The organism is Cupriavidus sp. GW823-FHT07B10 (assembly GCF_058794355.1).
In genome coordinates, this window is sequence record NZ_JBXAGS010000004.1 from 295,013 (window position 1) to 307,639 (window position 12,627).

Annotated in this window: 10 protein-coding genes; 5 read left to right on the top strand and 5 right to left on the bottom strand. The window is 65.7% G+C overall.

The genetic code is table 11. From position 1 onward, the window contains the following. Positions 1-40: 40 nt before the first annotated feature. Positions 41-3,454 (bottom strand): adenylate/guanylate cyclase domain-containing protein, encoded by a 3,414-nt coding sequence (locus AC1Q6V_RS11535; protein ID WP_454751061.1) that lies wholly within the window; start codon positions 3,452-3,454, stop codon positions 41-43. Positions 3,455-3,554: 100 nt separating this feature from the next. Continuing rightward, a complete protein-coding gene (locus tag AC1Q6V_RS11540; protein WP_454751062.1) occupies positions 3,555-4,760 on the bottom strand; it encodes a CaiB/BaiF CoA transferase family protein in 1,206 nt (401 codons plus the stop codon). 90 nt (positions 4,761-4,850) lie between these two features. Between AC1Q6V_RS11540 and AC1Q6V_RS11545 the strand changes: the two genes are divergently transcribed. From AC1Q6V_RS11545 to AC1Q6V_RS11565, 5 genes are all read left to right on the top strand, one after another. Continuing rightward, positions 4,851-5,990, top strand: a complete 1,140-nt coding sequence (locus AC1Q6V_RS11545) for an acyl-CoA dehydrogenase family protein (protein WP_011617680.1) — start codon at positions 4,851-4,853, stop codon at positions 5,988-5,990. 8 nt (positions 5,991-5,998) lie between these two features. Continuing rightward, the gene (locus tag AC1Q6V_RS11550) at positions 5,999-7,144 is read left to right on the top strand and encodes an acyl-CoA dehydrogenase family protein (RefSeq protein WP_231881461.1); all 1,146 of its coding nucleotides are present in this window, start codon (positions 5,999-6,001) and stop codon (positions 7,142-7,144) included. Continuing rightward, positions 7,116-7,916: an enoyl-CoA hydratase/isomerase family protein gene (locus tag AC1Q6V_RS11555; RefSeq protein ID WP_454751063.1), complete on the top strand. Its 801-nt coding sequence runs from the start codon at positions 7,116-7,118 to the stop codon at positions 7,914-7,916. Before AC1Q6V_RS11550 ends, AC1Q6V_RS11555 begins: the two co-directional genes overlap by 29 nt. A 45-nt stretch (positions 7,917-7,961) precedes the next feature. Further along, the gene (locus tag AC1Q6V_RS11560; RefSeq protein ID WP_010810981.1) at positions 7,962-8,924 is read left to right on the top strand and encodes a tripartite tricarboxylate transporter substrate binding protein; all 963 of its coding nucleotides are present in this window, start codon (positions 7,962-7,964) and stop codon (positions 8,922-8,924) included. Between the two features lie 240 nt (positions 8,925-9,164). Next, positions 9,165-9,773, top strand: a complete 609-nt coding sequence (locus AC1Q6V_RS11565; protein WP_231881459.1) for a TetR/AcrR family transcriptional regulator — start codon at positions 9,165-9,167, stop codon at positions 9,771-9,773. Between the two features lie 263 nt (positions 9,774-10,036). On the opposite strand, the gene AC1Q6V_RS11570 is transcribed toward AC1Q6V_RS11565, so the two are convergent. The 3 genes from AC1Q6V_RS11570 to AC1Q6V_RS11580 form a co-directional block, all read right to left on the bottom strand. After that, on the bottom strand, positions 10,037-10,657 hold the full coding sequence (locus tag AC1Q6V_RS11570) for a hemerythrin domain-containing protein (RefSeq protein WP_454751064.1): 621 nt from the start codon (positions 10,655-10,657) through the stop codon (positions 10,037-10,039). A gap of 257 nt (positions 10,658-10,914) precedes the next feature. Further along, positions 10,915-11,679 carry a helix-turn-helix domain-containing protein gene (locus AC1Q6V_RS11575; RefSeq protein ID WP_454751065.1) on the bottom strand — a complete coding sequence of 255 codons (765 nt, stop codon included), beginning with the start codon at positions 11,677-11,679 and terminating at the stop codon, positions 10,915-10,917. Continuing rightward, positions 11,663-12,586, bottom strand: a complete 924-nt coding sequence (locus AC1Q6V_RS11580) for a DMT family transporter (protein ID WP_010810985.1) — start codon at positions 12,584-12,586, stop codon at positions 11,663-11,665. The genes AC1Q6V_RS11575 and AC1Q6V_RS11580 overlap by 17 nt, the downstream gene beginning before the upstream one ends. Positions 12,587-12,627 lie beyond the last annotated feature (41 nt).

Sequence of the window (12,627 nt, forward strand, 5' to 3'; positions counted from 1 at the left end):
TAAACACTGGCGCAAATCGCCGCTGGCGGCGAAATCGTCATCAACGGCATGCCGCCACGACGTCGCGCATGTCCGCGCTGTCCAGCCCTTCGGTAAATGCGCCGCGGATCTGGTCCAGCAGTTGCCTGGCCGGCTCGGGCCTGCCCTGGCGTTGCCAGAGCCGTGCAAGGCTCAGTGAGGCCCGCAACTCCAGCGACCTGGCATTCTGCTTGCGGGCTACCGTGATCGCCTGGTGAAAACACGCTTGCGCGTCATCTTCAGACAGAAGGCCATCAGAACGGCAGCCGTGAAGGATCATCTCGCCCTTGACCCGATGCCACTCAGCTTCGCAATAGTGCTCACCGGTCCTTTGCACCGCGTCTTGCGCTTCGGCTAGCGCGTCCAGGGCTGAATCCACCTGTCCCATGCGTGCGTAGATCTGCGCCAACAGTTGCTGGAAGTGCGAATGCCCCAGCGCCGCGCCGGTAGCGTGGTACGCCGCCAGCCCCTGGCGCATCTGCGCGATGCCTTGCTCATGCTGCCCTTGCTCGGCCAGGGCCCAACCGCGCAGGAAGGTCGACCAGGCAAGCCACACGGGGAAGCCCTGCTCGCTTGAGAGCGCGATGGCCGCGTCGGCGCACTCGAGCGTGAGCCTTGGGTCGCAGCGGAACTGGTGCAGCTCGGCCGCCAGGCAGAGGCCATGCGCGAGACTGAAGGGATGGCACAGCTGCCGGGCCAGCGTGAGCGAACTCTGTGCTCGCTTGCAGGCCTGGTCCGGATAGCCGAGATTCCACAGGACCAATGCCGAAAAGGATAGCGCCCGTGACTCCGGGTCGACGCCATGCATATTCACATGGACGTGATCCGGTTTGGCGCCATAGAGGGCGAGCGCATCTCGCAGGTGGCCATCGGAGGCCCTGAACTTCCCGCAGTAATACAAGGTCGTGGCGAGCGAGACATGGGCCTCGCCCAATAGCTCCGGGTCCTGCGTCTTCCTGGCCTGGGCAAGCAGTTGCTTGCCCAGCTTGTAAGCCTTGCGATGCTCGGCGCGCAGGGAGAAATACGTGCGCAGGCCGACCAGCGTGGGAAAAAGCTGCGGGGTCTCCCCGACCTCGCCGCACAGCGCCAGGGCACGGCTGTAAGTGGTTTCGACCTCGGACGAGGCAAAGCCCCTGGCGGCGATCAGCGCCGGCCCGATGGCAAGGCGCAGCGTGAGTTCCTGGCGGGCGCGTTCGGGCGAATCGGGCTGGCGCTGGAGCAATTCCAGCGCGGCATTCAGGTGGCGGATCGCTTCGTGGTACGCGGAGCGCTGCACTGCCTGCTGGCCGGTGCACTGCAGGTACTCGACGGCCTTCGGTTCATTGCCGCTCAGGCTGTAGTGCCGGGCCAGCTCGCTGTAGTGATCCTTCAGCTGATGCTGGAACAGGGCTTCGATTGCCTGCGCCGTGCGTTGGTGCAGCGCGGTGCGCTCCTCGGTCAGCAGCGAGCTGCCGGCGACTTCCTGGGTCAGCGCATGCTTGAACATGTACTCCGTATCCGGGAATGCGGGCCGCTCGTAGATGAATTCGCCGGCCTCCAGCCTGGCCAGCAGCGGCTGCAACTGTTCCTCCGGCTGGGAGACCACGCGCTGGATCAGGCTCAGGGAAAACTCCTTGCCGATCACGGCAAGGCTCTGCAGCAAGTCTTTCTCGGGGCGGGGCAGCCGGTCGATGCGGGCGGCCAGTACGCCCTGGACCGTGGTGGGAATATGCAGCGCGATCGGGGTCTGCTCGATCCGGTAGTGGCCAGGTTCGCCGAGCAGGGCCTTCTCCTCGGACAAGGTCTGCACCACTTCCTCCATGAAGAATGGATTGCCCTCGGTCTTGTCCAGGATGAGCCGCTTGAGCGGCATCAGCGCGGGATCGTCGCCAAGCAGCGCGGCGAGCAGTTCCTGGGCCTCGGCCTGGCCCAGCGGATCGAGCCGTAGCTCGGTGTAGCGGTCCGGCTGATGTCGGCCATGCTGGTACTCGGGCCGATAGTTGAGCAGCAGCAGGATCCTGGCACCTGGCAGGTGGCTGGCGAGGACATCCAGGAACGCCTCGGTCTCGCTGTCCAGCCATTGCAGGTCCTCGAAGATCAACTCGAGCGGCTGGTTGTGGCTCTCTCGGACCAGCAGGCGCGTGATTGCGTCGAAGGTGCGCTGGCGCCGGATGCGGGGATCCATGTTCGGCAATGCCGAACCCGGCTCGCTGATACCCAGCAGGAAAAGCAGGTAAGGCAGCAGCTCTTCCAGTGTGCGGTCCAGCATCAGCATCCTGCCGGCGACCTTCTCGCGGCACCTGCGCTCATCATCGAGCGGCTCGATCTGGAAATAATTCTTCACCAGGTCGATCAGCGGCAGGTACGCGAACGACTTGCCGTGCGACACCGAGAAGGTCTCAAGCACCATGCAGCCGCGCTGCGACAGCACCTTGAACTCATGGAACAGCCGTGACTTGCCGACCCCGGCCTCGCCGACCACGCCCACGATCTGCCCGTGTCCCGCCTTGGCCCGCTCCAGCGCGTCACGCAATTGCGCCAGCTCACCCTCGCGGCCTACGAACTGCGCCAGGCCGCGGCGTTGCGCCACCTGCAGGCGCGTGCGCAACACGCCCAGGCGCAGCACTTCATACACGGCAAGCGGCTCCCTAATGCCCTTCACCTGGGTTGCGCCCAGGGCCTTGAAGTCGAAATACCCCTCCGTCAGCTTGCAGGTCGCCTCGCTGACCAGAATGGACGACGGCGTGGCGATGCTTTCCATCCGCGAGGCAATGTTGATCGTGTGTCCTACCGGATCGTAGTCGGTATGCAGGTCGTCGCGGCGGATGGACCGCACCACCACCTCGCCGGTGTGGATGCCCACCCGGATCTGGAGCGGTATGCCTTGCTCCAGGCGGATGCGGTCGCCGTGGCGGCGCATCGCTTCCTGCATCCGCAGCGCCGCATACAGCGCGCGCTGCGGGTGGTCTTCATGCGCGATGGGCGCACCGAACAGGGCCAGTATGCCGTCGCCCAGCGACTTGGCGACATAGCCTTCGTAGTGGTGCACGGCCTCCATCATCAGCGCGATCACGGGATCGATCAGGCGGCGCGCTTCTTCCGGGTCCAGGTCGTGGATCAGCGCCGTGGAACCCGCCATGTCGGCGAACAGCGCCGTGATGGTCTTGCGCTCGCCGGCGGTCGCGCCCCTGGCTTCCATCGCCGCCTGCTGCGCCAGGATGCGTTCGACCAGGTGGCGTGGGGTGTAGTCGATGGGAGCGGGCGCCGCCGTCAGCTGGTTTTCATCGGAAGGGCCGACAGTGGGTAAGGCCAGCGATGCGCCGCATGCGGTACAAAACCTGTCGGCCGAACCCGAGTCGTGGCCACAGTGCGGGCAGCGTCGGCCCAGTCGTGATCCGCAATCCTTGCAGAACCTCGCGTCAGGAGGGTTCTCGGATCCGCAGTTTGTGCAGTGCATACAGACCTCGTCACTTCAGGTCCCTTCTCTTGATGATTAGACGCTTTCTCCACTTTGGGATCAATGGGCGGCTGCTTGGCCGTGTTTTTCAGGTTCGGCTTCAATTCGAACATTTCACGGACCTGGAACCCAAGACCCGCTCAGTATCCTCGCCGAGACGAGGGGCAGGCTTATAGATGGAAGCAGGCGACCTGGAGAACAGGGCCGTCGGGCGGGTGGTTACCACGTCGCCTTCGGTGGGGTGCGTCATGGTCTGGAACAGCCCGGTGCTTTGTACCTGGGGATGGGTCTGGATGGTGTGGATGGAATACATTTCCGCGACCGGGATATCCATCTCGCGGCACACGTCCATCATCTCTTTTGTGGTGTACCGCGCGGTGATGTTGCGCAGCTCCGCATAGATCGCCTGGATGTTCTTGTTGCGCTCGATCCGGCTGCTGATGTTCAACTGTTCGATGAATTCGCCGCGCCCGAAGCGGTGAAAGAAGGCCTTCCAGTGCTGCTCCGTATAGGGCAGCAGGGCGATGTACCCGTCCTTGGTGGGCGAGGGTTTGCGGCCGCCCTTGAGCAGGCGCGCATAGCCGGCGTCGCCAATGGGCGGCTGAAAGCCGTGGCCGCCCAGATGCTCCGTCATCGTGAAGGCGACCATTGTCTCGAACATCGGCACTTCGACGTACTGGCCTTCGCCGGTGCGGACCTTGTGGACGATCGCGCCCAGGATGGCGTTGGCCGTGGCCAGGCCCGCGATCTTGTCGGCCAGCAGGGTGGGCGGGTAGTCAGGGACGCCGCTTTCGTGTCCCACCAGATGGGCCAGGCCGCAGGCGCCCTGGATGATGTCGTCGAATGCGGGCTGGCCGGCAAAGGCGCCGCCCTCGCCAAAGCCGGTGGCGGCGCAGTAGACGATGCCCGGGTTGATCTGCGCCACCGAATCGTAGCCGAACCCCAGCCGCTCGATCGCCTTGATGCGGATGTTGTGCACCAGCACGTCGCAGCGGCCGATCAGCTGGCGTAGCTGTGCCTTGCCTTCTTCCGCCTTGAGGTCGATGCACACCGAACTCTTGTTGCGGTTGATATTCATGAAGGTGGAACTCATGCCGGGCGTGCGGCTCACGCCGTTTGCACGCATCAGGTCGCCCTCGGGCGGTTCTACCTTGATCACCTCGGCGCCATAGTCCGCCAGCACCTGGGTGGCGACGGGACCCAGTACCACCGCGGTCAGATCCAGCACGCGGATACCGGCAAGAGGGCCTCGGGGAGCGGTGGCGTCCGGCTTCTTCTGGTCGTTCGTCATGTCGCTTGCGTTCATGGTTGCCTCGCTTCTCATCGTTATTACCTAGAGCAGATTCGTTGTATCCACTCTATAGTGTTGCTTGTTCGCAAGCAAGTAAGGATAAACATGGATACGTTGCACGTCACGGTCGGGGACCTGCCACCCGAATGCGAGGCGCTCCGGGAGGAGGCAAGAGCCTTTGCCAGGGAGCACATCACAAAGTATTCACGCGTCGAGCGGGCATACAACTGGGCCGGCCGCGACCCGGATTTCTCCAGGAAGATGGGCGAAAAGGGGTGGCTCGGCATGACCTGGCCAACCGACATCGGCGGCGGCGGAAAGAGCATGCTGGAGCGCTATGTGATGCTGGAGGAACTGCTGGCCGTAGGTGCCCCGATGGGCGCGCACTGGGCCGCCGACCGCCAGATGGGGCCGCTGCTCATCCGCTACAGCCGCGACCAGCTTGCTCCCAAAATCATCCCGCAGATCCGCCGGGGCGAGGCGTTCATTTGCATCGGCATGAGCGAGCCGGACTCGGGCTCGGACCTCGCTTCCATCCGGACCCGCGGCACCAAGGTCGAAGGCGGCTGGAAGATCAACGGCCGCAAGGTGTGGACCTCGGGCGCGCACCATGCGCACTACATGGTGGCCCTGGTGCGCACCAGGGAACGTGGCGATGACCGCCACGCCGGCATGAGCCAGATCTTCATCGAGATGGACCGCCCCGGCGTGACGGTGCGGCCCATCGTCTCGCAGCTCGGCACGCGCATCTTCAACGAAGTGATCCTCGACGACGTGTTCGTGCCCGACGACCACCTGGTGGGCGAGGAGGGCAAGGGCTGGAGCCAGGTGATCAATGAACTGAAGTACGAGCGATCGGGCGCGGAGCGCTTCCTGAGCAGCACGCAACTGCTGCTGGAGATGCTCGATGCGGCGCAGGCAGGCAACCGTCAGCAGGCCGTGGCCATCGGCAAGGTGATCGCGCGCTATGCCACCTTGCGCCAGATGTCGCAGGGCATCGCACTGATGATGGCCGAGGGGCAGGACCCGTCGCTGGCCGCCTCCATCGTCAAGGACCAGGGGGCGCTGCTGGAGCAGTCGCTGCCCGACATTGCCTACGAGGTATTCCCCGACAGACTGGGGGATGGAAGCGAGTTCGACCAGGTGCTGAACCTGGTGACGCTGGCGGCGCCATCGTTCTCGCTGCGCGGGGGAACGAGAGAGATTTTGCGCGGAATTATTGCGAAAGGACTGGGGCTGCGATGAGCGACAACATGATTGAAGAAACCGTCAAGCGACTGCTGGCCAACGAGGTGAGCCGCGAGCTGCTGACCGCTGTCGAGACCGGTGAATTTGCCGGCGCACTGTGGCAAGCCATCGCCGACGCCGGCATGACCAAGATTCTCTGCCGCGAGGCGCATGGCGGCATCGAGGCCTCGTGGCCGGAAGCGTTGTCCCTGTTCTACCAGGTCGGCTATACCCAGGCGCCGGTGCCGCTGTCGCAGGCGGTGGTGGGGCAGTACCTGGCATCGCGCAGCGGGCTGGACCTGGCGGCCGGCAGCGTGATTGCGCTGGCCGCCGGCGCGCAGACGCGGGCACTGGCACTGACCGGCAATGAGGCGGGGACGCCCGCCACCCTCACCGGCACGATGACAGCGGTGAAGTGGGCGCGCCATGCCCATTGGCTGGTGGTGGAGGCGGCAGGCCACGTCTGCCTGGTGGATGCCAAGGGGACTGGCGTGCGGGTGGAGCCAAAGGCCGATGCCGCATCGCTGCCGGCCGACACGGTGGTGCTTGACCATGCCCCCGTGGCGCATGTGCTGCCTGCTGGCATTTCCGGGCTGAGCCGGCCGCTGGAAGTGTTCTACGCCGCCACCACCGCCGCGCAGCTGACCGGCGCGCTGGATTACGCGCTGGACCTGGCGGTGCAGTATGTGAAGGACCGCGTGCAGTTTGGCAAGCCCATCGGCAAGAACCAGGCTATCCAGCAGCAGATTGCCGTGCTGGCCGGCGAGGTGGCCTGCAGCTACGCGGCTGCGGCCACCGCACTGCGCGATCTGCCCGCCATGCAGGAGGACAGCGCGCCCCAGGCTGAATTCAGCGCCGCGGTCGCCAAGGTGACGGCCAGCGACGCGGTGCGCACGGGTGCCTCGATTGCGCACCAGGTGCATGGCGCCATTGGCTTTACCTACGAATACCCGCTGAACTTTGCCACGCGGCGCCTGTGGGCCTGGCGTGCCGAGGCCGGCAGCAGCACCGAATGGGCAGAGCGCCTCGGCCAGGCGTTCATCCAGGCAGGCTCGGACCAGTTCTGGCCGCACCTGACCGCGCGCACCCTGCCGTCGGCGGATGCCCCGGCAACGCCGGCTGACCACCAAGCCCAACCCACGCATGCAGAAAGGACCGCCACCCATGTCTGAGACGCCGAACCAGGCCATCCTGACCAGCCGCGACGGCCATGTTGCCATCATCGAGCTGAACCGCCCGCGGCACAATTTCTTTGATGTGGAGATGATTGCCCGGATTGCCGACGAGCTGGACCGGCTGCAGGCCGACAAGACCTGCCGTGCGGTGCTGCTGCAGGCGGGCGGCAGCGCGTTCTGCGCGGGGGCGGATTTTTCGCGGCGCAATGGCGCGGAGGGGCGCAGCGCCTCGCGCATTAATCCCATCTATCTGGAGGCACTGCGCATCTTCAGTTTCAGCAAGCCGATTGTGGCCGCCATCGAGGGCGCGGCCGTGGGTGGCGGCCTTGGCCTGGCGCTCGCGGCGGACTTCCGGGTGTCATGCGCAAAGGCCCGGTTTTCGGCCAACTTCAACCGGCTCGGGATTCACCCTGGCTTCGCGCTCTCTTACACCCTGCCGGCGCTGATCGGCAAGCAGATGGCGGCGTGGTTGCTGTACACCGGCGCCCGCGTAGATGGCGCCCGCGCCAGTGAGCTGGGGCTGGTGGACTTCATCGTCCCCGAGGCGGAGGTGCGCACCGCCGCGATGGCACTGGCCCGGGAAATGGCCACTTCATCGCCGCGTGCGTTGCAGTCCACCCGCCAAACCTTGAAAGCGGACTCGCTCAGCCACATCCGCAACGCCATCTCGCGCGAGAGCGCGGAGCAGGCTACCCAGTTTGCGGGGCCGGACATGGCCGAGGGCGTGAAGGCCATGGCCGAAAGGCGGCTGCCGGTCTTTGAAGACTGAATCCGGCCAAGGCCAAACCATTTCGATATACAGGAGACAAGCACCATGCAACGGAGACAATTTGGCGCCACGCTGCTGGCGGGCGCGGCAGCGTTGGGTTTCCCCTACATCGCCCGGGCGCAGGGCAAGGCGATTCGCGTCATCGTGCCCTTCACGGCGGGCAGCGGCTCGGACGAGGGCGCGCGCTTTTACGCGGAGCTGATCGGCAAGGCGCTGGGACGCTCCATCGTGGTCGAGAACAAGCCGGGGGCCAGCGGCCTCATCGCCGTGCGCACTGTGCTGGCGGAGCCGGCGGACGGCAACACCATCCTGCTGGGCAGTAACTCGCTGATCGCGGTGAACCCGGTGATGGTGAAGGACCTGGGCTACGACCCGTTCAAGGACCTGGTGCCGCTGCACGGCCTGGCGATCTCCGCCGCCGCTTTTGTGGCCGGCAACGATTCACCCTACAACAGCATTGCGGATGTGGTGGCCCGCTACAAGGCCACGGGCAACCCGATCTCGATCGGCAATTATTCCGAAGGCTATCGCCTGGTAGGCGAGTGGCTGGCGCAGGTAACGGGTATCAAGACCACGCCCGTGCCGTACAAGGGCGGAGCGCCCATGGTGACGGACCTGATCGGCAACCGGCTGGACATCGCCCTCAACGACATCACCGGCATCGCCCCCATGGAAAAGGCCAAGAAGCTCCGCGTGCTCGCGATTACCGGCGGGGCGCGCGACAAGCTGTTGCCGAATGTCCCGACGATGAAGGAACTGGGCTATGCGGACTTTGAATCCTACGTGTGGTCGTCCTTCTCGATGAAGGCCGGCACCCCGCAGGACAAGCTCAAGGAGCTTGCCGCAGCGATTTCCGCCGCGCAAGGGACCGAGGCGGCAAAGGCATACCAGTCCAAGCGCGCGGGTACCTTTTTGAAGAAGGCGCTCGGCGAATTGGGGGAATTCCAGCGTGCGGAATACCTGCGCTTCAAGGGTGTGGCGGAAAAAGCCAATATCCGGCCGAGTTGAGCGCCTGGTCTTACTGCTGCGCCGGAAACTGCGCACGCAGGGCCTTGTGTCGACGCAGTTCTGAAAAGTGGCCCGTTCGCTTCGGTACAATTTGGGCGCCGTGCAGCTCCGCGTGAACAGACCCATATCCTGTTCAACGCAGCCACAACGGCGCCATGGACCATTACCACTGCTTCGAGACATAGCCGGCCGATCCATGCATCGGTCGGCGCGCCGCAGGCGACATATCGCTCACTACCTATGAAACAGCAAACCAGTCGCACCCAGGAGCAACGGCGTGAGGAGTCTGTCAGCCGTATGGTGCAGGCCGCAATCGAGCTGATTTCTGAAAAAGGCCTCGCCGGGCTGACGATGAATGAAGTCGGCACCAAGGCGGGCTATAGCCGCGGCCTGGCGCACAATCACTTCGGCTCCAAGGAAAAGCTGCTGGAGGAATGTCTGGAACAGCTCTCGCGTGAATTCAATGCCCAGCGCAAGAAGGACGGCAGCGATACCCGCGGCATTCACGGCATCTATTCGCTGGTGGACGCCTACACCCAGCGGCCGGAAAACGCGGTCAACAGTATCCGCGCGATGTTTTTCATCGTGCTTGACTCGTCCGTTGCCGACTCGCCGCTGCATGGCTTTGTCCACGACTACAACGAAAAGAACATGGCCTACGTCGAGTACAAGCTCAACGAGGCGAAGACCCTTGGGCAGATCCGGGCGGACGTGGACACAAAATCCGCGGCCTTCATCCTGATGAGCCTGCTGCGCGGTATCTCCGTGCACCGCCTGAACCGGGCTTCCATGGACCCTGCAGCCGTGAAGGCGGAAATCCTGCGGATGATCGGGGAGTGGTTGCTATAGAAGAACCATCGTCATGGCGATGCTGAGGGTGGGCTGAGGGCACCGGCGCCTCGGTCCGCGACGCCCTGCGCCGGCACTCGAGCGAGACCGGCGAGACGGTGCTGCTGGGCCGCCAGAGCGGCAAATAGGCTGCAATACCTGTCCGTCATTGCTGTTGCCGGATGCCGTTAAAAAGCCCGGGACGGTTTCTGCCAGGGCCAAGACACTCGCCGCAGGCATAAGTTCTGAGCCGAGGCCCGGCAGTGCCGCGAAGCGACCGACGTTCAGTGCATGGACGCGTTCGCTTCACTGTCGATCTGCTTGCGCAAAGTCGCGAAGCGCCTCTCCATATTGGCGCCGAATAGCGGATCGGCACTGGCCGGATCGATGGCGGCGACCTCCGCCCAGTCCGCTTCGGTCAGGAACCGGGCGGCGCGCGGCATGACCTGTTTCTCCTCGGTGGACAGATGGTTGCGGTAGTACACCAGGTACATGGCGGCGGCCGCTTCCAGTGCCGCTCGCGAGGTGACCACCTCGCTCTGGGCTTCACGCAGGCGGTCGAGCAATTCCGCGCCGACTGTGGCGATCACGCGATGTTCCTGCAGTAACCGGCTGATGATGATCCGCGTGCCGGGATCCCGGTCCACGAGCAGCGCGTAGGCAACATCCTCACGGGGGTGGTGCACGCAATCGCCATAGTTGCGCAGGTATTGGATGATCGTGGCCATCAGGCCGTAGTCGGGCTGCTCGCCCTGATGGAAGGTGCTGACCTGCTTTTCCAGCAGGTCGAGCATTGAGGCGAAATGGATATGGTCGGTATGCCAGGCGGCAAGCGGTGTCGGGCCCGGGGTGGAAAGCGCGGCGGAAGGTGAAGTTGGAAGCGAGGTGGCTAGTGGGGTGGCCATGGCGCCCTCCTGGGAAACTGGGAAGCAGACCGTTGAGTCCGATGCGATATCGGGACTCGCGGGGCCCTATTGACACAATAGCTTCCCTGCATGATCTGAGTCTGACGCAGATCAATGCGGCGCTAAGCGCTCGGATCTTGCAAGGGGCGGAAGCCTTATACGCCGCACATTCAACCTGCGCCGCCCTCTAACTCGCCTCGACGCGAGAGGGTCACCACGGTTAGTCCGGTGCCAGAATCGACTACCGCGCAGGCAGGCTAGCCGCGTGCGGCCGCCCGCCACGCCCCGGGCGGCTGCCCGAAGCGCCGCGCGAAGCTGCGCGTGAAGGTGGTCTGGTCCGGGTAGCCTGACGCCAGCGCGATCTCGGCCAGCGGCAGCGTGGATTGCGTCAGCAGCTGCAGCGCGCGGTCCAGCCGCAGCCGGGTCTGGTAGCGGTGCGGGGTATCGCCGAAGGCCTCGGCAAACAGGGTCTGGAAGCGCCGCACGCTCCAGCCGAAATGCCCGGCGACTTCCGCCACGCGCAGTGGCGCGGCCAGGTTGGCGCGCAGGTAGGCATCAACGGCCATCAGCGGGAATACCTGCTCGTCGCCGGGCATGCCGAGGCAGTCCGCCAGCGCCGCGGCCAGCGTTGCCGCCAGGTGCCAGTCGGTCTGCGGCCCGCGTGCTGCTGCGGCGGCGCGCCATGCCGCCAGCGCGCGCACGCGGCTGCCGAAGGCGCCGTCCAGCGGGAACGTGCGCGGGCGCGTCATCAGCCGCGCGGGCAGTGCCACCGAGCGCGCCGGGAAGTCCGCCACCAGCTGCAGGTTGCCGTCCAAGCCCAGGAATTCATGATGGCTGCCGGCCGGCACGATCAGGCCGGTGCGGTCGTCCACGCGATAGACGTGGCCGTCGATCTCCAGCTCGGTGGCGCCGGCCAGACCGAACAGCAACTGGTGGTAGCCGTGCTGGTGGCCGTCAGGCTGCGGGCGGTAGCGCCGATGCTCGACCAGCGGCGAGGCTTGGGGTTCAGCGGGCTTCGGCATGCCGCAACCTGCCAGGGGTCTGGCACAGCCAGACGCCCGCGCCGGCCACCGCCATGCCCAGCGCCTGCACCGCATCCAGCCGTTCGCCGAACAGCAGCCAGGCCTGCAGCGCGGCCAGCGGCGGCGCCAGGAACATCAGCGCCGCGGCATTGGCGGCCTGGCCACGCCGCACCAGGCTGACCAGCAGCCAGGTGCCGGCGCCCGACAGGCCGATCGCCGCCCATGCCAGTCCGGCCCACAGCGCCACGCCACCATGCCAGTGCAGCGGCGCGTCGGCGGCCTGGATCGCCACCATCGCGGCGGCTACCAGCATGGCGCCCAGGTTTTGCCAGGCGGAACTGGCGCGCAAGTCACAGGCGGCGATGGCGGGCTTCTGCAAGAGGGTTCCCATGGTGATGGAGACAATGGCCAGCACGCCCAGCAGCACGATCCAGGGCGACAGGGCCGACGCGGCCGGGTGAATGCCGGCCTGCATCGCCGGGGCGACCACCAGCGCGACGCCGAGCGCACCCAGCGCCAGGCCCTGCCACGTCCGCCTGGAAGGTAGCTCCTTCAGTAGGGGGATGGCAAGCAGCGCGGTCAGCAGCGGCTGCAGCGCGCCTAGCAGGGCCATGATCGTCGGCGGCAGGCCCCTGGCCACGGCGCCGTAGCCGGCGCACAGGTAGATGCCCTGCATCAGCGCGCCTGCCAGCAGGTGGCGCGGCGCCTCGCGCAGCGGCGGCCAGGCCGCGCGCGCCGCCAGCGACCAGGCCACGAACATTAGCGCCGCCACGGCAAAGCGGCCCAGCAGGAACAGGCTGGTATCGGCCAGCGGCACGATGGCCTTGCCGACGATAAAGCCGGTGGACCAGATCAGGACAAAGCCAACGGTGGGCAGCCAGGCGGCAGCGGACAGGGGGCGCGACATGCAAGCAGGCGTTTCCGCCGGGGGCGGGATCGGAGGGACAG